Origin of the sequence: Algoriphagus terrigena DSM 22685, assembly GCF_000429445.1 — a bacterium.
Lineage (GTDB): Bacteria > Bacteroidota > Bacteroidia > Cytophagales > Cyclobacteriaceae > Algoriphagus > Algoriphagus terrigena.
Genome location: NZ_AUBW01000007.1, coordinates 146,813 through 169,417, shown reverse-complemented (window position 1 = coordinate 169,417; position 22,605 = coordinate 146,813). Strand labels below are relative to the sequence as shown.

Below are 22,605 nucleotides of genomic sequence, written 5' to 3'. Positions count from 1 at the left end.
CTAGATAAGCCCCAACTGCTTCTTCAGCTTGGTTGGGAGCTTATCTTTTACTAAGTCATAGGATTGTGTCAGGTATCGTTGCCAATCTGCCGGTGGCATCTTTCGGATGTCGTCGATCAGCACCCATTTGTACCGTGCTACATAGGGAGCCGGGCCAAAGCCTGGCCTGTTGCACATCTCTTCAAATTCTTCGTCTTTCACCTTGAATGATGCAGAAGTCGGACTTTGGTCGAGGCCAACCACGCAAAACATCTTGGCTCCGACTGAGAATACAAGATCGTGTTCCCATTTGATGTCCTGGGTGACAGCAGGCATCTGCTGGCAGAAGCTTTGGATATTTTCGATGGTCATGGTGTGTTCTTATTTTGGCTCAGGAAAGATAATATTCTTGGGAATAACGCGTCCCAGTTCTTTCTCTAATATCATGTCCACAGTGTCTATACTCGAGCGTAGATTGAAGTAAGACTCTTAAGTTCCATAACAAAAAAAATCCCGGAGTTCTCACCCCGGGATTCCAAATCAAAACAAGTAAAATCAGATAAACCGGTTGACCAGATTTTCGAAGTATTCCTGCTTGCCGCTGATGGTTGCCGGCTCGCCGGAAGCAAAAGCATGGCTACGCAGATCTTCCAGGGTCAGCTTTCCTTCTTCAAAATCTTTTCCTTTGCCAGAGTCATAGCTCGCATAGCGGGTCTTTCTTCTTTCCAGGTAGTCGGACTTTTCCATAATATCCGCAGCGATCAGCAAACCTCTCGCAAACGCATCCATGGAACCGATGTGCGCCAGGAACAGATCTTCTACGTCGGTGGAGTTTCTGCGGATCTTTGCATCGAAGTTTACTCCGCCACCTTGCAGGCCGCCAGCAGCCAGGATCACCAGCTGAGACTCGGCCAGTTCCTGAAGGTTGAGCGCAAACTGATCCGTATCCCATCCATTTTGGTAGTCACCTCTGTTGGCATCGATGCTGCCCAGCATTCCTGCATCAGCAGCTGCCTGTAGCTCGTGCTGGAAGGTATGACCCGCCAAGGTCGCGTGGTTCACTTCGATGTTCAGTTTGAAATCTTTGTCCAGTCCGTAGTGACGAAGGAAGCCGATTACCGTTTCTGAATCGTAGTCATATTGGTGTTTGGTCGGTTCCATCGGCTTCGGCTCGATGAAGAAGGTTCCTTTGAACCCATTCTTACGCGCGTAATCTCTCGCCATGGTGAGGAATCTCGCCAAGTGGTCTTTCTCACGCTTCATGTCGGTATTGAGCAAAGACATGTAGCCTTCACGACCGCCCCAGAATACGTAGTTTTCTCCGCCCAGTTTGATGGTCGCGTCGATGGCATTTTTCACCTGAGTACCTGCGAAAGCAAGCACGTCAAAGTTTGGATTGGTAGATGCCCCGTTCATGTAGCGCGGATTGCTGAAGACATTGGCGGTGCCCCAAAGCAACTTCATGCCGGTAGCTTTCTGCTTCTCCAACGCGTAGTCGGTGATGATCTTCATGCGGGATTCATACTCTTCCAGAGTAGCGGCGTCGTCGATCAAGTCGATGTCATGGAAGCAGTAGTATTCTACTCCGATCTTGGAGAAAAATTCAAAAGCGGCGTCCATCTTGTCTTTCGCTCTTTGGATTGGATCTGGATCGGCATCCCACGCGTGGTTGATCGTGCCGGGGCCAAAGGGATCGGCGCCGGTAGCGCAGAAAGAATGCCAGTAAGCGATGGCAAACTTGAAGTGCTCCTTCATGGTTTTGCCGGCTACTACGCGGTTTTCGTCGTAAAAACGGAACGCTAATGGGTTTTCGCTCTCTCGGCCTTCAAACTTGATCTTGCCGATGTTTGGGAAATAGGTCTTGGACATAATTTAATTGGTTATTTATAGGTAAAATAGGTTTGCAGTTTTGTTATCCGACGAGTCCGGATTTGAGCACTTCGTTCAATTTGCTTTCCCAATGGGAATAGGCATCTAAATACGGTTGACTGAAGATTGGATTGGGTTCCAGCGTTTCCAACAGTTCCAGGCCTTCGAAGGCCTCGCTTTCTGAGGAAAAAACTCCAGCTCCGATCCCCGCTCCTCTTGCGGCACCTTGTGCGCCGTCCGTATCATAGAGTTCCAAATTTACCTGATTCATATGAACAAATGTCTTTCTGAACAGTGGACTGAGGAACATATTTGCGCGGCCAGCCTTTACCGTCTTGAGATTCATGCCCATATCTTTCATGATTCGAAATCCATACGTCAGGGAGGCCACTATTCCTTCCTGGGCTGCGCGTACGACATGCTTTCGGTCATGCTTGAGGAGATCCAGTCCGACCATGTGCGCGCCGACGGGTTTGTTTTGCATGATCCGCTCCACGCCATTTCCGAATGGAATGAATACCAGCCCCTCAGCTCCGATCGCTGCGCCGATGCCGATCGCGTTCATCTCTTCGTAGGCAATCCATTTGCCGCCCATCAGCTTCTTCAGCCAGGAGTTCAAGATACCTGTGCCATTTACGCAAAGTAATACACCATATGAAGGCTTTTTCTCTGAGTGGTTGACGTGCACGAAGGTGTTGACTCGGGAATGTGGGTCGTAAAGCGGCGTATCGCAAACCCCATAGACGGTACCTGAGGTACCCGCTGTGGTCGCCAATTCACCAGGCTTCAATACCTGCAGCGAAAATGCATTGTTTGGTTGGTCGCCAGCCCGATAAGAAATAGGAACGCCAGCCTCTAGGCCGGTTTCCTTTGCCGCCGCCGTTGTGACTTTTCCTTGAATGGAAAAAGAAGGCATTGCCTCAGGGATCCATTCCTTCGGAATTTCCATCTGCTTCAGAAGCTTCTCACTCAGGCCGTTTTCTTTGAAATCCCAAAAGATCCCTTCGGAAAGTCCCGTCTCAGAGGTCAGGATTTCTCCGCTCAGCTTCATCGCAATGAAATCGCCCGGAAGCATGATCTTGTGGATCTTGGCAGCGATCTCCGGTTGGTTTTCAATCACCCAGCGAAGTTTGGAAGCGGTGAAGTTTCCCGGTGAATTCAGCAGGTGCGGCAGACAATAATCTTCGCCAAGGGCTTTAAACGCTTTGTCTCCGATCTGAACTGCGCGACTATCGCACCAGATAATCGAAGGACGCAGGACCTTTTGGTCCTTGTCCACACAGACGAGTCCGTGCATCTGATAGGCGATGCCGATTCCTTTGAGTTCGCCGGTCTTGACCTCGGCTTTTTTGAGGACAAAGGCAGTAGTCTCTTTGATGTACTTCCACCACATCTCGGGATCTTGCTCCGCCCAACCGGTTTCAGGCGCATTGATTCCCATTTCTTCTTCGGGAAAAGCTTTGGAGGCGATCGATTTACCCGTGCCCGCATCAAGTAGCGAAGCCTTGACAGAGGAACTTCCTATGTCAAGGCCCAGTAATAGTTTTCTCATTCTTTGTTTACCAGAAAATAGTATAAAGTGCTGCGATAATACCTACAATCAAGATCGCTCCGATCTTGAATCCCGTGCTGGTTTTGAAAAGGTCCGCATTGACGTCAATGCTGTTTGGATGGTCTTTTCCTTTGCCTTCCACCAAGCTGATGATGATCATCAACGCTGCCAAGATCAAAAAGACATAACCCATTCGATCAATAAATGGCAGTTCCGGCAAGGCGATCTTGAGCACCACAGAAAGCGGAATACTCAAGGCTGCACCGACCAGGGCGGCGTTTGAGGTGGTCTTTTTCCAGAAAACCCCAAAAAAGAAAATCGCAAATACTCCCGGGCTGATGAATCCGGTGTATTCCTGGATGAACTGGAACGCCTGATCTAATTGACCCAATGCTGGGGCTACAATCGCAGCGATGATAAACGCCACGACCGCGGTGATTCGGCCTACCTTCACCTGCTTGGATTCAGAGGCGTTTTTACCGAAATACTTGCTGTAAATATCCATGGTGAAGATAGTGGAGGTGCTATTGGCCATGGATGCCAGTGAAGAAACGATTGCCGCAGTCAATGCTGCGAACGCCAAACCTTTCAAACCTGATGGCAACACCTGAAGCAATGTAGGATAAGCACGGTCGGACTTGATGATACCGGTCACCGGGTCCTTCATCGAATCGATAAATCCGGTGTCTATTCCGTTGTTGACAATCACCAAAGCGGCGATCCCCGGGATTACCACGATCAAGGGCATCAGGAGCTTTAGAAATCCTGCGAAGATCATCCCCTTTTGGGCTTCATCCAAGCTCTTTGCTGCCAGCGCACGCTGGGTAATGTATTGGTTGAAACCCCAGTAACTCAAGTTGGTAATCCACATCCCGCCAACAAGTACAGAAAGACCAGGCAAATCTCCATAGGCGTCTCTTGTGCCGCCTTTCCCGTCAGGAATCATCATTTCACCTTTGTCCAAGATCATGGAAAAATGGCCGGGAACTTCCCTTCTCAAGATACCCAGACCTTCCCAAGCGTCGCCGCTTCCGACCATTTGCAGGGCGATGTAAGTCGTCGCCAATCCACCGGCGATCAAGAAAACCACCTGTACTACGTCCGTCCAAGCTACCGCCTTCAATCCACCATAGATGGAATAAAGCATCGCAAACAACGCCAAACCCACGATGCCATAGGTCATCGGCACGTTCAGGATAGTATTCAAACTCAAGGCACCGAGATAAAGGACCGAGGTCAAATTGACGAACACGTACAGCAACAGCCAGAAAACAGCCATCGTGGTGCGGACTCGGGTATCGTAACGATCCAGGAGAAATCCCGGCATGGTGTAGATCCCCTTCTTGATATACACAGGAAGGAAGAAAATCGCTACTACCAATAGCGTGGCCGCAGCCATCCACTCATAGGTAGAGATCGCGAGGCCAAGCGCAAAGCCCGAACCTGACATCCCGATGAACTGCTCCGCCGAGATATTGGAAGCGATGAGGGAAGCGCCGACGGCCCACCATGGGAGAGCTTTGGAAGCAAGAAAGTAATCGGAGGAATTCTTGACGTGGCCTTTCTTCTCGCGGGAGACAAAAAGGCCCATCCCGATGATCAGGAAGCAATAGCCAAAGAAAACAACAAGGTCAATGGGTTCTAATAGCATACAATAGGGTTAAGATGGTGGCTTTTGGGTAATGTTAAGTGTTTTGTAGTTTAAAATTTACGTTTTAAGGTCGATAAATATAAGGGTTTGAATTAAAGGTCAGCCCAAAAAAATATACAGGTTTGGATTTAATCGAAAATTCCTTCGAGTGGCTCCCAGGCCTCAGTAGAAAATTCCAAAGAATTGATTTTTTCCAAATAACTAATGCCCGTTGCATTGGAAACCCAGACTTGATCGGCACTCAGAAGCTCATTGGACCCAAATACTCCCTGTGTCACCAGTCGGGGGATTTTTTCCAGAATAGCCCTCCTACCCACTCCGGCAATGCAGCCGCATTCCAGTGCTGGCGTGAAGACTTTCTTTCCCCTTCTCCAAAAGATATTGGCCATACTCGCCTCGGCTACTTTCCCCTTATAATCCATCAGGATCAATTCATCCAAGCCACGCTCTTTCTTTTCCTGGGCCGCCAGCACATACTGCAACGCATTGAGTGTCTTGCAGGAGCTCCAGGGATACGGATAGAGCGCGATCTGCTCTGAAAATGAAGCCTGCTGTTTGACAAGAGGCACAGGCGATAGATCCTGAAGGTGTAGCGTCTGGACTGAATCATTATTCTCCGGGGTAAACTTCCCAGCTCCACTTCGAAAGACGTTCCATCGGACTCGAAGGCGCTGACCCGCAAACTTATCTTTGATCCGGTCCTCCAGCTTTGCAAATGCCGGGGAATAGCCCTCAATCTTTAAGGTATCCATTCCAAGTCTGAGTCTGTCCAAATGAAAGTCAAAGAATCGAATCTTGTCTCCATCAAAGACCATCGTCTCAAACAAGCCGTCACCAAAATTCATCGCGCGGTTGGGGATCGGAAACTCGGAGGCTTCTCTCCAAATGCCCGTCTTGGACTCAGAGATGTAAACTGTATCAGTTTCGCTCATAAAAGTGTTCGGATTCGATCAGATATAAAATTTGTTCAATAAAGAAGGTGTTAAAAGTAGCAAACAAAAGCTCCTTTAACGCTCCGGAATGCCGAAACAATACAAAAAATAACTTATTCTTGAGTCAGGAAAAGTGTTAGCACCAAAATTGGTTAAAAAGTCCCCATGGCAAACAAAAGTAGTGTATTTGATATGATCGGACCGGTGATGATCGGACCCTCATCTTCTCATACCGCCGGAGTGGTCAGAATCGCCCGCGCGGCCATCCGCATCTTGGGTGGAGTTCCCGACGAGGTAAGCGTTACCTTTTACAATTCATTTGCGAGAACCTACGAAGGTCACGGAAGCGACCGGGCGATCTTGGGTGGATTGATGGATTTCAAGACGGACGATCCCCGGATCAAGAATGCGCTGGAGATCGCAGCCGAGACTGGACTGAATTACAAATTCAAATCCATCGGCAACTCCTCCATCCACCATCCCAACACGATCAAGCTGAACCTGAGAAAAGGTGAAACGCAGATTGAAGTCGTAGGTGAGAGTCTCGGTGGCGGAGTGATCAACATCGCAGAAGTGGACGGTTTTACCGCCAACTTTTCCGCCCAAAATCATACGCTGATCATCAAAGCCGGAGACATCTCTGGTGCCATTGCTTTTATCTCCGGGGTGATTGCCCAGGAAAAGACCAACATCGCGACGATGTCTGTTTCCCGAAAAGGCAAAAACGACGTAGCTTGCCATGTGATCGAGATGGATTCTGGAATCCGGGAGATCACTACCCAATATCTGAGATCCCTGCCTTGGGTCTCTCAGCTCATCTACATCCCCGATATCGACTTGTAAACCAAATAATAACCCTGACAAAAAACCAACTACTCCCTATGAGAAAGATTTTTACGCTATTTCTAATGTTTTTTGGGCTGCTTCTTACTTCAAGAGCCCAGGACAGTTTCCCTCCCGGCCCCTACGATCTGCAGACCGCAGTAGATATCGCGATCAACAACAATTTGACTTTGAAGAGAACAGAGTTAAATCAACAAATAACTGAAGCCGATTTGCTTCAAAGTAAAGGCCAGCGATATCCGTCTTTAAGTACTGGGTCTAGCTACGGTGTCAATTGGGGCCGGCCACTCAACCCCGTAACCAGTCTTTACGAAAACAATCGGATTTCTGTCATCAATTTTCAGGGTGCCTCAAGTGTGCCGATTTTTAATGGCTTACGTATCCATAATAGCATTGCTAAATCTAAGGTAGATTTGGAAGCAGGTCTTCACAATCTCGAAGCCACCAGAAACGACATCACCCTGACGGTGATCAACAATTTCATCAATGTGGTATTCAATCGTGAGCAGGTAAAAATTGCCGAAAATCAACTTAGCACCACTACCGAGCAGATGCAAAGAACCAAGAAGCTGGTAGACGCGGGCTCGCTTCCCATGTCTGACTATTTTGATCTTCAGTCTCAAAACGCTACGAATCAACTCGCAGTAATCGATGCGCAGAACAGCTATCGAAGTGCAAAGCTTGCTTTAGCTCAATCGATGCAAATTCCCTTTACAGAGGATTTTTCGGTGATCGAGCCGGAATTCGAAATGGAGGAAGGATTGATGGCCGCCGAGACCAGCAGGGAAATTTATGAAGCAGCTGTGGGAATTATGCCAGAAATTAAAGCTGCAGAGGCAAATATCCTCAGCGCGAAATATCAGGAGAAGATTGCCAAGGGAGCTTACTACCCAACCCTATCATTGAGAGGAAGCATCTTCACCAACTATGCCAATTCTGCTTTTGGAACAGATCTTCCTAGCTTTAACACGCAGATTAAAAGTAATCTTTCCCAAGGTGTAGACTTCGGTCTGAACATTCCAATTTTCACCAATTTTGCAAACAAGTCTGGACTTCAGAGAGCCCGCGCGCAGACGGCCATCCAGGAAGTCGCAGCTTTGGAAGCCAAAAACCTGCTGCGTCAGAATGTCGAAACTGCCTACAACAGTGCGCTGGCAGCAGATCTATCCTACAAGGCCTCTGTCATCCGAGTGAATAGTCTACAGGAAACCTTCCGCATCGCGCAGCAGCGTTTTGACTTGGGAGCGATCAATTCAGTGGATTTCCAGGTAGCGCAAAACAACCTGTTCAATGCGCAGGCTGATTTGCTCAATGCAAAATATACGTACATCTTCAGAGTAAAAGTGCTTGATTTTTATCTCGGTAACCCCATCAACTTAAACTAAATCATGGCTGCTAAAAAGTCTAACAAACTCTTGTATTACCTGCTGGGAGCAGTAGGACTCATCATCGTCATTGCAATCATCGGAAGGTCTGCCGGATGGATCGGCGGGGCAAAAGAGACAGAAGTCGAATTTGCGACGGTGAAGAAGACCTCGATCATCGAAAAAGTCAGTGCTTCCGGAGAAATCCAGCCTGAGGTCGAAGTCAAACTTTCTCCAGACGTAGCGGGTGAGATCATCGAGCTTAACGTGGCAGAAGGTGACTCCGTCGCCATGGGCAAGTTGCTGGTGAAGATCCGCCCCGACAACTTCGTGTCAGCCTTGGAACGAACACGCGCCAACCTGAACCAGCAAATGGCAAATCTGTCTCAGTCCAAAGCTGCGCTCCAGCGATCCGAGGCACAGTTTACCCAAGCCGAGCTGAACTTCAACAGACAGAAGCGTCTCTATGAGGAAAAAGCAATCTCTGATGCCGATTTTGAAACTGCCAGAGCAAACTACATCTCCGCCGAGAAAGATCTCGAAGCAGCCAAGCAAAACGTCGTTGCTTCCGAATTCATCGTCAAAAGTTCCCAGGCCTCGGTCAACGAAGCTGCGGAAAATCTCCGTCTGACTAACGTCAATTCTCCAGTTTCTGGTATCGTTTCCAGTCTTTTGGTAGAGCAAGGCGAACGGGTCGTTGGAACCCAGCAGATGGCCGGTACCGAGATGATGACAATCGCCGATCTTTCGAAGATGGAAGTCAGAGTGGATGTGAACGAAAATGACATTGTACGCCTCAGTCTGGGTGACACCACCCTGATCGACGTGGACTCCTACTCTGCTTTGGGCAAAAAATTCAAGGGCGTCGTGACCAGCATCGCCAATACCGCTAACACCAAGACCACAGCAGACGCGGTAACGGAGTTCAAGGTGAAGATCAGAATCCTCAATAGCTCATACCAAGACTTGGTAGCGGAAGGAAATAAATATCCTTTCCGTCCTGGGATGACGGCCTCTGTGGAGATTCTTACCACTTCCAAAAATGACGCCTTGGCGATTCCACTCGCTGCGGTGACTACCCGCGAAACACAAGTAGATACACTCGCCGGTGGCACCACCAAAAACAAAGAGTTGGTATTCGTGAGCGAAAACGGCGTGGCGAAGGTCAGAGCGGTCAAAACCGGAATCTCTGACTATGAAAACATCGAGATTCTGGAAGGCCTGAAGGAAGGCGATGAGATTATCTCGGGCCCGTATTTCATCGTGAGCAAGGATTTGAAAGAAGGAGATTTGGTGAAGAAAGCGGAAGCTGCGGCCAAACCGGCCACCCCTGCGAAATAACTTAACCACTGATAATTGTAAAAGCCCGTGTCGTTCGACACGGGCTTTTTTCTTTTTTGCTATATAGAATCCGACGCCTTTTCAAAAGGAGGAGTCGCCTGAATAGAAGTTCAATCTCCATTTCGGAGATTTTGAGGGCCTGTCTTGTCCTAGAATAGGTTTACACAAAACGTAAACCATGAAAAGAAAAAGGATAAGAACTGGAGGCTCTTTGAGTTGGGAAGAGCCGGAATCCATGATCAAATTAAGAAATCCCCCCTTCCCCCTTACAAAGGGGGAGTTGCTCAAAATGAAACTTCAATCCTCCTAAGGGTGAGTCGCCGCAACGGGACTCTTATCCACTTACAAAATCGTAAACCTCACCCCAAAAAATCCCCTGATGCCCTGATTGGGAGCAAACACATAAGTCGGATCAAAGGTCAGCGCATTCGGGTTTTCGGGCGTTGGAATCACCTGGCCATTTGAATCAAACTCCACTCCTTGGTCAAAAGGGTCAAATGCCCGGGCAATGCTGTTGGCCGGAGGAGTGAAATTCAGCAGGTTTTTGACACCTCCGTAGATTTCCCACCGATCCCCAAAAGCTTTGGTCAGCTGGATATTCTGAATGCTGTACCAAGGTGAATACTCCGCGCGATCGTCCAATTCTCCCAACAGCGGAAGACGCATCGGGCTGTAGACATTGCCGGTGTAGTCCACGGTCAATCCCAAACTCTGAATCTCATATCCAATCGTCCACACCCCTGAAAATCGCTCAGTAAGCAGCTGACGGACTTTTTGCCCATCCTCATCCAAGCTCACATCCATCAGCGTGGCTCCCGCCATCACCTTGAGTCCGGAGTTCCAGGCTGCGTCCAGATTCAGCGAGACGCCTTTGGAAACCGCATTTCCATCCAAATTTGCATAGATGATTTGGTTGGGATTCGTCTCATAGTCGGGCACGATCCGGTTGGTGAAATAGGTGTAAAACACCGATCCGTCCAGCCCGAAGTAGTTTCCTCTGTCGGAATAGATCTTTTTCACCAAATTCAGATTCGTATTCCAGCTTCTTTCAGGAGCAAGTTCTTCCGCAAAAACCACTTCCCTGGCTCCCGTCAAGGCTGCATGGTCCTCGGTGAAGACATTGGCCACACGGAAACCATTTCCCACGGAAAATCGAAAGACCGTGCTCTTGTCGGCAGAGACCAACTTGTAGTTTAACCTTGGAGAAAGAATACTTCCGTGCAGACTGTTATAGTCGTAGCGGATTCCTCCGAGTAGGCTTTGGCTGGGGCTGATCTTGAACTCATTTTGGGCAAAAGCGCCCGGGAGATGGATCTCCGAAGGAAAGTTTTCTGTTCCGTTATGAGCCGTGGCTGGCGTATTGTCATCGTAAAAAGTGTAGCGATAGGCTGTGCCAAGGAGTAGATTGTTTTTTCCGCTTTCTTTCATCCAGGTAAGCTGTCCAAAGGCGATCTTCTGATCTGCGACAAACTGAGTCGCCCCGTAGTACGAGTCCTGCTTGTGTCCATTTACTGAATATTGAAAACTGACATTGCCCGGCACCGGCAGCTGGTAGACGCCAAAAGTCTCCCAGCGACGGGTCCTGATACTTTCGCCATAGACTTGATCTCCTCCCCGATCCTGCTCGGTCCATTCCATCTGTCCTCCCCAGCGGTCTTCATTCACATACCGTCCAGCCATGGTAAAAGCCCTCCCGGCTTTTCGCTGAATCTGGAATTTTTGAAAAATTGAAACCCGCTGTTGCAAGGTCAGGTCTGTAAAGCCGTCGCCGTTGTTGTCAATCGGATTGTCGTACCAAAAGAGATTCACGCCGGTCAGGGATTGGACGTTCTTTCCAAAAGTGCTTTTCACCCCTAGATCTGTATTGACTTCTCCCCAGCCCGACGCGAATGCGTCGGCCGAAAACACCGGCGCCAACTCGGTTCTTTTGGTGATCACATTGATCAAGCCTCCCACTGCTTCTGAGCCATAAAGCGTCGACGCAGGCCCCTTGACCACCTCGATCCGATCAATCAGCGACTGGGGAATGCCAGTCAAGCCGTAGACAGTCGCCAAGCCGCTGACAATGGGCATCCCATCGATCAGGATCATCGTGTAGGGGCCCTCCAGGCCGTTGATATGGATGTCACCGGTATTGCAGACGTTGCAGTTGATCTGGGGTCTGACCCCGTTGACATTTTGTAGAGATTCAAAAAGTGAAGGCGTAGGATTGGCTTTGAAAAAGATCGATTTGTACACATCCACAGGCACCGGGCTATCGAGCTTGGATACTTCCTGCATCGTCCCGCTGACCACCACTTCGTCCAGGGATCCATCCAGTGAGTTCATTTCAAAGATGAACTCGCCTTTGGAGATTGGGACCGAAACACGTCTGGATTCCGAAGCAAATCCAATCATGGACGCCTGGATGAGATAATCGCCTGCCTCCAGATCCTTAATCTCAAATCTCCCTAAACTATCTGTGATCGCTCCTACTCCTTTCTCTTTAATCACCACGTTGGCAAATTCCAAGGGGCCTGCCGGAGAAAGCACTTTGCCTTTCAGGCTATGTTGGGAAAAAGCAACCTGTGGCCAAAAGAACAAGTATATCAGGGCGGTCAAAAGAATTCGGCAGATCCACTTACCGGCCTTTCCGGTTCGTTGACTATAAAAGTATGTTCTTGATAGAAGGGTCATCTGAATGATATTAGATATGCAAAAGTAATAAGTTAGATCATTCTAACAAATTTGTTTTTCTAATATACGTTGTCGTATTTTTGACCGGATCAAAATTTACCTCATGGCTTCCTTCACAGAAGAAAATTACCTCAAGGCCTTATACAATCTTTCCAATTCCCATGGCGAAGTCAGCATCTCCGATCTGGCCCATAGTCTGGCCGTCAGCATGCCTACCGCAAACAGCATGGTAAAAAGCCTACAGAAGAGCGATTGGGTCCTTTACGAAAAATATAAGCCGGTCACACTGACCCCAAAAGGCCAAAAAGAAGCAGCGCTCATCGTTAGGAAACACCGACTCACGGAGATGTTCTTGGTCAAAAAGATGGGCTTTGGCTGGGAGGAAGTGCATGAAGTAGCCGAGCAGATCGAGCATATACACGCGCCGAAGTTCTTTGACCGGATGGACGAGATGCTGGGACATCCGACCATTGATCCACATGGATCCCCGATTCCTGACAATCAGGGCCGGATGCAGGAGTTTTCCTACACACCGCTGTCCACCTGCAAGCCGGGCCAGACTGTTCAGCTTACTGCTTTGACCAATTCATCGACTGAGTTTTTGGAGTTTCTGAACAGCAGAAAGCTGGCCTTGGGAACCCAGCTGAAGATCCTCTCCAGAGAGGCCTACGACCAGAGTCTGGTGGTCAGTTACGAATCTCATTCTCAGGAGACATTGAGCGAAAAAGTGTCAGAAAGGCTGCTGGTGAGGGTTTTGGAGTAAAATTGCTATTTTAGGTAAAATTTTGAAAATCCAATCCCTTACATGGTCAGTATAGTTTTGACTCTTAGAAAATCCCTCACTGTTTTCGCTTTTATTTTTTGCTTCAATTCTTACGGCCAAAGTTCTGGATTTGAACCTCAGGGTCCTCCTGACAACTCTATTTTTCCGGAATTTGACTACGTGACTATTGATGGTGACTCAATCAGTTCAGACGAATTAGCTGACAAAATCGTCGTCGTGAATATCTGGTTTGTTGGTTGCTCGGGTTGCAGACAGGAGGAGCCGTACTTAAAGAAAGTCACAGAGTCTTATCAAGGAAATGAGAACATAGTTTTCTTGGGATTTTGTATGAGCAGCCCTGATAAGATCAAGCGGTACCATGAAAAATTTGGGGAAATTGGATACACAAACATCTCTTTGAGCCGGAAAGAAGTTGAAGAAACATATGGAGTGAGATCATCGCCAACTCATTTTTTTATAAAAAACGGCGTACTTCAGTCCAAGTATACTGGACCAATTGTTCCCGAGATCAAATCTTTGCAATGGTTTCAGGAGGAGATAAAGAAACTGGAAAATTGAAACAATTCATTTCGACAGTGGTGACAGATTTCTGGACTAAGACTAAGACAATCGGCATGTCGACAAATCCGAAGTGCTCGCCACTCCCATTGACATAAATACTACTGTTGAGCCTGGAGGCTCATTTATTTTTCAGCGCAACTCCTCTGCCGCCATCAATTCTTTGAGCGCTCTTTCTTGGCTCCTTTTTTGCCCAGCAAACAGTTGAAAAATCACTTTTATGGCAAGAAAACAAGGATTCAAAGTAAAACACCTTCCCAAGCTTTTTAAGGAGACTTTTACACTTTGGAACAAAAACAATCCCTGGAGGTTGGGCGCTGTGGTTGCCTACTACGCCGTATTGTCGTTGCCTGGCTTGCTGATCGTGGTGATCAATTCGGTCGGTGCTTTTTGGGGCACTGAGATCGTGCAGGGCGAGATCACACAGCAGATTTCGGATGCTATTGGCCCGGATGCCGCCAACTCGGTGGTGGAGATCATCGAGAATTCCCGAAAGGATGACCAGTCCCTTTTCGCTACGATCATGGGAATAGCAATCCTGGTCTTTGGGGCGACCGGTGTTTTCTACCAGCTTCAGATCTCGATGAATGAGATCTGGAGTGTCAAAGTGGACCCGAATGCCGGGATTTGGAAGCTGGTCAAGGATCGGGCGCTGAGTTTGGGTTTCGTGATGGTCATTTCCTTTTTGCTGATTATCAGTTTCGTGGTGTCCACAGCTCTGACGGTCTTGAGCGGATTTCTCTCCCGGCTTTGGGAACCCGGTCTGGTGTATTTAGCCCAATTCTTTGAGTTTGGCTTGTCGACTTTCGTCTTGGGGCTTTTGTTTGTTCTGATTTTCAGATTTATGCCCGATATGAAGATCAAGTGGAGTTCGGTGTGGCTGGGAGGATTTATGACCTCGCTCTTTTTCAACCTAGGCAAGATATTGCTGAGTATCTACTTTGGAGCTGCCAATCCCAATTCTGCCTATGGTGCCGCCGGTTCCGTTGTGTTGATCCTACTTTGGGTATCCTATTCCTGCCTTATCCTATTCTTCGGGGCGGCATTTACCAGAATCTATACGGAGAAATATGAAAGCGAAATGCATCCTCAGGATTTTGCGATGAAGGTGGTCGAAAAAGAAATCATTGTCGAGAAAGGAGCAGATAACGTCGCAGAAGAGGATAAGCCCTCAGCCTAATGGCAACCTCCAGTTCCCGCAAAGACGGTCAAATGATGGGATAAGGAACTATTCAGGGGTGGAATATAGGTATGTGTTTTTGCTTTGATAGGCGGGAAGATCTTTCATATTGTTGTTTATTAAACAATAATAATGTTGTTCGGTAAACAACATTATTGTAGCTTTGAATTAAAAACTGGCTATGATATCCAAGGACTTGCTTCAGGAAGTGGCTTTGAGCCAAAAAGAAAATCTTCAGCAAAGATCCTTGGGATTAATCCGGAAGGAACTAAACAGCATTTCTCTGATCCAAAGCCATGCGCTTATCATATCAGGAATTCGCCGGTGTGGAAAAAGCACACTTTTAATTCAATTACTCAAAAATCAATACCCAGATGCTTTCTATCTCAATTTTGAAGACCCAAGGCTATACGGTTTTACTGTTGAGGACTTTCAAAAAATAGACAAACTCGTAACCGAACAGGAGCGAACCTCCCTGTTTTTGGACGAAGTTCAGGTGGTAGAAGGATGGGAAAGGTTTGTTCGCCAAAAACTGGACCTCGAGAATTTCAAGATCGTAATTACAGGTTCCAATGCATCATTGTTAAGCAAAGAACTGGGCACCAAACTTACCGGCAGACATCTCTCCACGGAACTTTTCCCATTTTCTTACGATCAATTCTGTGAATTTCAAAAGCTGACCAAGTCCTCCAAAAGTACTTCCGAGTATCTGAGTTTAGGTGGATTTCCGGAGTACTTGAAGACCGGAAGACCCGAATTACTTCATCAATTATTTGATGATCTATTGCTGCGGGATATAGCAATCAGGTACGGCGTAAGAGATGTGAAATCTTTGCAGAATCTGGCGATCTACCTGGTATCCAATGTAGCCAAACTAGTATCCGGCAATAACCTAAGAAAGGTTTTGGAATTCAAGGCAACCAGCACGGTAATGGAATATTTCTCTTACTTGGAGGAGAGCTGGTTGTTCTTCTTTATTCCCAAGTTTAGCTATTCCCAACGGAAGCAACTGATCAATGCTAAAAAGGTCTATTCCATTGATACTGGGCTGGTTACGTCCAATTCCAGATCATTTTCGGAAGATCTTGGAAGAAGATTTGAGAATATGGTCTTTTTGCATTTCCGCAGAGCATATCCCGAAATCTATTATTTCTCTGAGAAAAACGAATGTGATTTGGTCGTTTTTGGAAGGCAGGGTTTGGTGGAGTTAGTGCAAGTCTGCTACGAGTTAAATTCCGAGAACCTCAAAAGGGAACTCGATGGATTATGGGAAGCAATGAAGTTTTTTGACAAAAAAGAAGGTATTTTGATTACGCTTGGGCAGGAAGATGAATTTGATCAGGACGGATATAAGGTAAGGGTACTGCCGTTTCACAGGCTGGACAGTTTATAGTCGTTCTACTACTACCTCCAGCTACTCCAATATTTATCCCTATTTTGAGATTTGACAGACGAAAAAACTATGATAGTTCAAGCCACGCAGGTACCTGACTTCAGCGATTTGCTTCAAACTTTGAAGAGTCGATTCCCCGGTTATTCCGTTTATGCCTTTGACTCCAAACCTCAAAAAAGCATCATTGTGCGAGAATCATGCGTAATCGGCGCCCAAATCAGCCTTCACAAAGACGAGATCATCGTTGATGCCTGTTGCCCTAACATTTTTGTATCAGCCCTGATAGGTTTCATAAGTGCAATTCTCCCGCCCTATCAACGCTTCGAAATGAAGATTGCAGATTTCCTCAAGAGAAAGTACATCCAAGAGGTGTACTGAGAAGAGGGCGATTGAAAACGAGCTCTTCAAGTTTTTCTGAAGTTCTCACCAATATGTATCTTTGAAAGGATGCAAAATCAGCTAAAAAATGAAATCAGAGCTATCATTTCAGGAAAGAGCCAAGTTAGGCATGGAGCAGCTATCCAAGCAGCCTCCCGTCACCTTGGCCATGGCAAGGCAGCAAGCCCAAAATCTCAAATCTCAAAGCAAGTCCGAAAACAAGAAACGGAGGACTTAGAAAGATTTGTTTCGAAAAACAATCTCTGGCTAACCGATTTGGACCTTTCAAAATATGTCAGCGAAGGTGCCGAACAACGCGTCTATTTAAAGGGTTCTGATCGAGTCATCAAACTCAACGACGCTATTTACTACAGTTCTTGGCAAGACTACTTTTACAATCTTCTGCTCCATAATTTTTTCTTTCCTGACACTGCATACGAGCTTCTGGGGTTTACAAAAGAAACTGATTCCCTTTTTGCAGTAGTTCAACAGGAGTTTGTCTCAATCACCGAGCCTACTGACCTCAACCAAATAAAATCCTTTCTGGGCTCTAATGGCTTTTTTAATACTCGGAATAATGATTATTTCAGTCCAGACTTGGGGATAATTCTGGAAGATTTACATGACGAAAATGTATTGACACGAAATGGAGTATTATATTTTATTGATACCGTTTTCTATTTGACGGAGGAGTTTTGGAAATAGATTGTTGGCTTTTCAGGTTCTGGAATCCTGAAGTCCCGTCCAAGGATTATTAATCCCCGATCTCAGCATAAGTCGGAATCCTACTTCATCACCTTGGAATTGCAAATTCGGCGGATCATGGTTTTCACAAAAAAAACCGGAGTCAATAACCCCGGTTTCGATTCCTTTACTTCAAGCCCTTCTGCCAGTTCCAGCTGTCACGCATGGAGTCTTCCAAGGAATAATTGGCTTTCCAACCCAGTACATTGTTGATCTTGGTGGTATCCGCCCAGGTTTTGACCACATCACCCGGCCGTCGCGGGCCAATCACATAGTTTACTTTCACTCCGTTTACTTTTTCGAAGGCGTGGATTACCTCCAAGACGGTGTTTCCGTTTCCTGTTCCGACATTAAATACGTCGTAAAAGTCGACTTCCTGATCCTGCAGAAAGCTCAGCGTCTTCACATGCGCATCTGCCAAATCCACCACGTGGATGTAGTCGCGCACACAGCTGCCGTCAACCGTGTCATAGTCGTCGCCGAACACCGTCAGTTTTTCCCGTATTCCAGCCGCCACTTGGGTAACAAAAGGCACCAGATTGGCTGGAACACCCAGCGGTAATTCGCCGATCTTCGCACTTGGATGGGCTCCGACTGGATTGAAATAGCGAAGTGCAACCACGCGGATGCCAGGTTTACTTTTCACAAAATCCACCAGGATATCCTCGCAGATCTTCTTGGTATTGCCATAGGGACTTTCGGCATCTTGGCGCGGTGTAGCTTCTGTCACCGGCAGTACTTCCGGCTGTCCATAGACGGTACAGGAAGAGGAAAAGACCAGGTCCTTGATGCCTTGATCTTGCATGAAATCAAGCAAAACGAGCAAGGAACCGACATTATTTCGGTAGTATTTCAAGGGCTGGGCAGTGCTCTCTCCTACTGCTTTGAACGCAGCAAAGTGAATCACTCCTTCCAGTTTGTGGTCTTTTGCAATAGATTCCAATACGGATTTGTCATTGCAGTCGCCCTTGTAAAAAGTAAGGCGCTTCCCCGTAATTTCTTCCAGACGATCCAGCACTTTCTCATCGGAATTGGACAGATTATCCAAAATAATCGGCTCCATGCCTGCTTTCAACAATTCAACTGCGGTATGTGAACCGATGTATCCGGCTCCGCCGGTGATCAAAATCTTCTTCATATAGTTTAAAAGTCATTCTGAGGCAAAACTATTCAAATCCTCCAATTTACTGGAGGATTTTAGTGTGCATTGCCAGGATTATGACTCTGGTTTGTTACCAAATTTTGATCCTATCCGCTTCAGCTTTGAAGTTTTTGTCACCTTCCTGCACGGCAAATGCCTTGTAGAACGGATCGAAGTTCATCAGGGGGCCGTTCACCCGCCACATCGCAGGAGAGTGGGAATTGGTGTTTACGTAGTTTCTCATGAACTCATCGCGGGTTTTGACACGCCAGATTCTGGCGATGGACAGGCAAAACCGTTGATCCGGCGTATAGCCATCAATCTTGGTCGTATCCTGACCCTGCTCGGTGAGTTTGAAAGCTTCGTAGGCGATGTAGAGTGCGCCGTTGTCCGCCGTATTTTCTCCGATGGTCATGGCGCCTTTCACAGGTACGCTGTCCAGCACCGTGAAGCTATCGTAGCGATCCGTGAGTTGCTGGGTTTTCTCCTTGAACTTAGCGTAGTCGGCTTCAGTCCACCAGTTTTTCACATTTCCGTCTTTGTCATATTGCGCGCCCTGATCGTCAAACGCATGTGTCAGCTCGTGCCCGATCACCATGCCGATACCACCGTAGTTGATCGCATCGTCGGCATAGAGGTCAAAGTAGGGATACTGCAGGATTCCGGCAGGGAATACGATCTCGTTGAGTGAGGGATTGTAATAGGCCGTCACCGTGGAAGGAGTCGTGCCCCACTCGTCTTTATTTGGCGCTTTGTTGAGTTTGGCAGCTTCGTACCGGTAGTTGTCTTCCATCAGCGCCACGACGTTTTCGAAGTATTTTCCTCTGTCAATGCTGACTGCATCGTAGGTTCTCCAGACATCCGGATACCCGATCTTTTTGGTGATGGCGTAGAGTTTCTCCTTGGCCTTGGTCTTGGTGCTGTCGCTCATCCAGTCGAGCTGGTTGATGCGGGTTTCAAAAGCCTTCTGCAGGTTGTTGACCAAATCCAGAATCCGCTTTTTGGCATCCTCGTTGAAATACTTTTTCACATACAGTTGCCCCAAAGCAAAGCCCAGTTGACGGTCTACTTTGCTGACCATCTGTTGCTCTCGGGTGAGTTGCTTGGATTGTCCGAGCAGGACTTTTTCGTACTCGAAAGCAGCCATTTCAAAAGGTTCGCTCAATACATTGGCATAGGTGACCAAAGAATTGGCTTTGAGATAAGTCTTCCAGTCGGACACTGGCACCGATTTCAGCATGCCATTGAGCTTGGTATAGTAGGCGGGCTGACGTACGTCCACCGAATCCGCGGATAGATCCAGTTGGGTCAGCAGCTTGCTCCAGCCGATCGTCGGTAGTTTTGAATCCAGTTCAGATACCGCCATTTTATGATAGTTTTCCTTGACAACCCGTCGCTCGATCCGGGTCTTGTGGGATTCCGCCAAGGACTTTTCAATTCCATAGACGACCTCAGCGTTTTTTGCTGCATCAGCTGCATTGGATCCTGTCAGTTCAAAAAGTGCGGCCAAATAAGTCTTATAGGCATTTTGAATGCCGACTGTGGCGGAATCGGTCTTGAAATAGTAATCCCGGTCCGGCAGTCCCAATCCTGACTGGCTAAAATGGAGGATGTTGATGGCGCTGTTCTCCTGATCTGGAGACACGTTCATTCCGATGATGGAATTGTTGCCTCTGGCTATCTGAGCGGTAGTAAAATCCAGCAAACCCGGTACATCTTGGATCGCCTCAATCTCGTCCAAAACCGGCTGAATCGGCTCGTAGCCGCGGACATTGATCGTTTCGGTGTCCATGCCGGAGGCGTAGAAATCTCCCACTTTTTGCTCATTGCTCCCGGCAGGATGGGATCCGGCGGACACTTCCTCCAGGATATTCTCCAACAGTTGCCGCTGTGGAATGTTCAAAAAAGAATATGACCCCACTCCTACCTGATCGTCTGCTATCCGGGCGGTGTCGTACCATCGGCCGTTGACATGCATGAAGAAGTTGTCTCCGGGCTTGATCGATGGATCGATGCCGGCTACGTCGACGAATTCTCTTTTGGATTCGGCATCGGAAGCTTCCGGTTTGTCGCAGGAGGCCAGCAGGCCAACCGTCAGCATGAGGTAAAGATAGTTTCTCATAAGGTATGGGGTTTGGATGAAGTTGTCTTAAAAAATGCGGACTTGCAACTGTCGGTTACATGATATTTCAAGGCAGCCTTTGGGAGGAAAATAGAAGATTTGGAAGGTAGGCGGATTTGGGAAATCCGAAAGAATCACGGCCTTTTATATCGGTATTCACCGGCTTCACAGGATGTTGTGTTGTCATCGTCAGGCAAATAGGTTACTTTCCCTAAAACCCAAAAACCTACCCAATCCATGAAACTCCTCACTTTACTCCTTTTCTGCGTCAGCAGCTCCCTTTTCGCCCAAGTCCCCGAGGGGAAGAAAGTAATCAGCTCGCTCCACATTTACGATCTCCAAACTGGAAAATCAGAAATGATCCTGAAGGAAAACCGGCATTTTGAAGCTCCGAATTGGTCTCCAGACGGCACCTATTTGTTGATCAACAGCCAGGGAAAGCTGGAGAAAATCAGTCTGGATGGAAAGAATTTAGGTGTCTTAAATACAGGGGATGTCCAGAAAGCAAACAATGATCACGGCTATTCCCTTGACGGGAAAACGCTGTTCATCTCCAGCGGAAAAAATGAAATACAAACCCATAGCTCCTTCATTTACAAAGTTTCTTCGACCGGCGGGGAACCTGTTTTGATCACGCCACTTACACCATCTTACTGGCATGGTGTCTCTCCTGACGGAAAAGACATTGTCTACTGCGCGCCGCGAAATGAAAACTACGATGTCTATAAGATGAGTGTGGATGGTGGCGAAGAGATCAGACTGACCAGCGCCGAAGGCTTGGATGACGGCCCGGAATATTCTCCTGACGGGAAATACATCTATTTCAATTCCTACCGGTCAGGGATGATGCAGATCTGGCGTATGAAGCCGAACGGATCAGAGCTGGAGCAGATGACTTTTGACGCACATTCCAATTGGTTTGCACACATCGCACCAAATAATGAGGTGGCCACGGTCATCACCTATCTGGAGGATCAGAAGCAGGCACATCCGTTTGGTAGGCAGGTGAAACTGCGCCTATTGGACCTGAAGACAAAAGAGCTTAAGGACCTGACTGAGGAGTTTTACGGCGGTCAAGGCACGATCAATGTACCATCGTGGAATGCAGAAAGCACCAAATTCTCCTATGTCACCTATGAGCTGGAGGACCTGTAATAGCCCGGTAGGGTGATCGTTGGGATTTCCTGCTTCTCCCGAAGCTGGACTCCAATTAATCAACTCAACCTACCTATTTTGGCAGAAAGCAGATATACTTACAAATTGGATCAACCAAACCTTTCCCTATTATGAATTTTAAAATTCGCCATTCCGTCATTTTTAAACTCAATCATCCCAAAGGATCTCCGGAGGCGAAAGCATTTTTTGAGGAGGCTCGAAAGTTGGCGGCAATCGAGGGTGTAAACCGCTTTGAAAGTCTACTTGAAGTCAGCCCCAAGAATAATTTTGACTATGGCTTGTCGATGGAATTTGATTCCCCGCAGGCATATAAAGCTTATCAAAACGATCCCTCCCACAGTTCCTTTGTTCAGGACTTTTGGATCCCGAATGTGAAGGAATTTCTGGAGATAGACTTTGAGTTAATGGAATAATTTAACCCGGTTGGCTGACGTTTCCACAAGGAGATGGTTTCCTCTCGCTTCCCTGCCACTATTCCATTTTACCAGCTATGCCGCTTCTCCAGAAGCAGCACGTCCACTACTCTATTTTACTCTTAATCTTCATATTTGGGATCAGCGGCGTAGTCTCCGTCAAAGTCAAAGATTTGACCATGTGCTGAGTTCCGTTTTTATATTTCAGAAAATGCGGAGTCTGGATATGGCTCTGATAGGCTTCCTTGCTGGCGTAGATCTCCAGGATTGTGATTTGTGTGGGATTGTCTTTCTCTGCTACTGCATAGAGCGTAAGCACTCCCGGTTCGACGCGAAGGGAGGTTTCGATTTCCTCTTTTAGAAATTCATTGTAGCTCTCTAAATGAGCCTCGTCGATCACCAGATTTGCCAGACGTACCATTTGCTTGTGTTCTTCCTGAGCCGATGCATTGGAAAATATCATCAACAGAGCGGCTACAGTGCAGATTTTAAAGACGTGAAACTTCATA

Annotated in this window: 20 protein-coding genes; 11 read left to right on the top strand and 9 right to left on the bottom strand. The window is 47.4% G+C overall.

Annotated elements, in window-relative coordinates:
• From G459_RS0107945 to G459_RS27060, 5 genes are all read right to left on the bottom strand, one after another.
• Nucleotides 1-351 (bottom strand): MmcQ/YjbR family DNA-binding protein, encoded by a 351-nt coding sequence (locus G459_RS0107945; protein ID WP_026967174.1) that lies wholly within the window; start codon nt 349-351, stop codon nt 1-3.
• Nucleotides 352-534: 183 nt separating this feature from the next.
• Nucleotides 535-1,848, bottom strand: a complete 1,314-nt coding sequence (gene xylA, locus G459_RS0107940; protein ID WP_026967173.1) for a xylose isomerase — start codon at nt 1,846-1,848, stop codon at nt 535-537.
• Between the two features lie 43 nt (nt 1,849-1,891).
• Nucleotides 1,892-3,400 (bottom strand): xylulokinase, encoded by a 1,509-nt coding sequence (locus tag G459_RS0107935; protein WP_026967172.1) that lies wholly within the window; start codon nt 3,398-3,400, stop codon nt 1,892-1,894.
• Between the two features lie 7 nt (nt 3,401-3,407).
• The gene (locus tag G459_RS0107930; protein ID WP_026967171.1) at nt 3,408-5,051 is read right to left on the bottom strand and encodes a sodium/sugar symporter; all 1,644 of its coding nucleotides are present in this window, start codon (nt 5,049-5,051) and stop codon (nt 3,408-3,410) included.
• A 128-nt stretch (nt 5,052-5,179) separates the two neighbouring features.
• Nucleotides 5,180-5,983, bottom strand: a complete 804-nt coding sequence (locus G459_RS27060; protein WP_051315125.1) for an aminotransferase class IV — start codon at nt 5,981-5,983, stop codon at nt 5,180-5,182.
• Between the two features lie 165 nt (nt 5,984-6,148).
• Between G459_RS27060 and sdaAB the strand changes: the two genes are divergently transcribed.
• The 3 genes from sdaAB to G459_RS0107910 are packed head-to-tail and all read left to right on the top strand — an operon-like array spanning nt 6,149 to nt 9,531.
• Nucleotides 6,149-6,826, top strand: coding sequence for an L-serine ammonia-lyase, iron-sulfur-dependent subunit beta (gene sdaAB / locus G459_RS0107920; RefSeq protein WP_026967170.1), 678 nt, complete (start codon nt 6,149-6,151; stop codon nt 6,824-6,826).
• Nucleotides 6,827-6,864: 38 nt separating this feature from the next.
• Nucleotides 6,865-8,211, top strand: a complete 1,347-nt coding sequence (locus G459_RS0107915; protein WP_026967169.1) for a TolC family protein — start codon at nt 6,865-6,867, stop codon at nt 8,209-8,211.
• A 3-nt stretch (nt 8,212-8,214) separates the two neighbouring features.
• Nucleotides 8,215-9,531 carry an efflux RND transporter periplasmic adaptor subunit gene (locus G459_RS0107910; protein ID WP_026967168.1) on the top strand — a complete coding sequence of 439 codons (1,317 nt, stop codon included), beginning with the start codon at nt 8,215-8,217 and terminating at the stop codon, nt 9,529-9,531.
• Between the two features lie 342 nt (nt 9,532-9,873).
• On the opposite strand, the gene G459_RS0107905 is transcribed toward G459_RS0107910, so the two are convergent.
• Nucleotides 9,874-12,207, bottom strand: coding sequence for a TonB-dependent receptor (locus G459_RS0107905; RefSeq protein WP_084454420.1), 2,334 nt, complete (start codon nt 12,205-12,207; stop codon nt 9,874-9,876).
• Between the two features lie 103 nt (nt 12,208-12,310).
• Between G459_RS0107905 and G459_RS0107900 the strand changes: the two genes are divergently transcribed.
• The 6 genes from G459_RS0107900 to G459_RS0107875 all read left to right on the top strand — a co-directional run bounded on the left by G459_RS0107900 (nt 12,311) and on the right by G459_RS0107875 (nt 17,205).
• The gene (locus G459_RS0107900) at nt 12,311-12,970 is read left to right on the top strand and encodes a metal-dependent transcriptional regulator (protein WP_026967166.1); all 660 of its coding nucleotides are present in this window, start codon (nt 12,311-12,313) and stop codon (nt 12,968-12,970) included.
• 42 nt (nt 12,971-13,012) lie between these two features.
• Nucleotides 13,013-13,549, top strand: a complete 537-nt coding sequence (locus G459_RS0107895) for a TlpA family protein disulfide reductase (RefSeq protein WP_026967165.1) — start codon at nt 13,013-13,015, stop codon at nt 13,547-13,549.
• Nucleotides 13,550-13,769: 220 nt separating this feature from the next.
• The gene (locus tag G459_RS0107890) at nt 13,770-14,729 is read left to right on the top strand and encodes a YihY/virulence factor BrkB family protein (RefSeq protein ID WP_026967164.1); all 960 of its coding nucleotides are present in this window, start codon (nt 13,770-13,772) and stop codon (nt 14,727-14,729) included.
• Between the two features lie 181 nt (nt 14,730-14,910).
• Complete coding sequence (locus G459_RS0107885; protein ID WP_026967163.1) at nt 14,911-16,122, top strand: ATP-binding protein; 1,212 nt, start codon at nt 14,911-14,913, stop codon at nt 16,120-16,122.
• Nucleotides 16,123-16,191: 69 nt separating this feature from the next.
• Entirely contained in the window at nt 16,192-16,500 is a 309-nt protein-coding gene (locus tag G459_RS0107880) for a hypothetical protein (RefSeq protein ID WP_026967162.1), read from the top strand.
• Nucleotides 16,501-16,569: 69 nt separating this feature from the next.
• The gene (locus G459_RS0107875) at nt 16,570-17,205 is read left to right on the top strand and encodes a putative polyvalent protein kinase domain-containing protein (RefSeq protein ID WP_035455405.1); all 636 of its coding nucleotides are present in this window, start codon (nt 16,570-16,572) and stop codon (nt 17,203-17,205) included.
• 166 nt (nt 17,206-17,371) lie between these two features.
• On the opposite strand, the gene galE is transcribed toward G459_RS0107875, so the two are convergent.
• Nucleotides 17,372-18,382 (bottom strand): UDP-glucose 4-epimerase GalE, encoded by a 1,011-nt coding sequence (gene galE / locus G459_RS0107870; RefSeq protein ID WP_026967160.1) that lies wholly within the window; start codon nt 18,380-18,382, stop codon nt 17,372-17,374.
• A gap of 94 nt (nt 18,383-18,476) precedes the next feature.
• Nucleotides 18,477-20,507, bottom strand: a complete 2,031-nt coding sequence (locus tag G459_RS0107865) for a M13 family metallopeptidase (protein ID WP_026967159.1) — start codon at nt 20,505-20,507, stop codon at nt 18,477-18,479.
• Between the two features lie 237 nt (nt 20,508-20,744).
• Here G459_RS0107865 and G459_RS0107860 point away from each other — a divergent pair, with 237 nt between their 5' ends.
• Both G459_RS0107860 and G459_RS0107855 read left to right on the top strand, forming a co-directional pair.
• The gene (locus tag G459_RS0107860) at nt 20,745-21,662 is read left to right on the top strand and encodes a TolB family protein (RefSeq protein WP_026967158.1); all 918 of its coding nucleotides are present in this window, start codon (nt 20,745-20,747) and stop codon (nt 21,660-21,662) included.
• 131 nt (nt 21,663-21,793) lie between these two features.
• On the top strand, nt 21,794-22,096 hold the full coding sequence (locus tag G459_RS0107855) for a Dabb family protein (protein WP_035455403.1): 303 nt from the start codon (nt 21,794-21,796) through the stop codon (nt 22,094-22,096).
• Nucleotides 22,097-22,202: 106 nt separating this feature from the next.
• On the opposite strand, the gene G459_RS27055 is transcribed toward G459_RS0107855, so the two are convergent.
• Nucleotides 22,203-22,604: a putative quinol monooxygenase gene (locus tag G459_RS27055; protein ID WP_035455401.1), complete on the bottom strand. Its 402-nt coding sequence runs from the start codon at nt 22,602-22,604 to the stop codon at nt 22,203-22,205.
• Between the last annotated feature and the right edge of the window lies 1 nt (nt 22,605).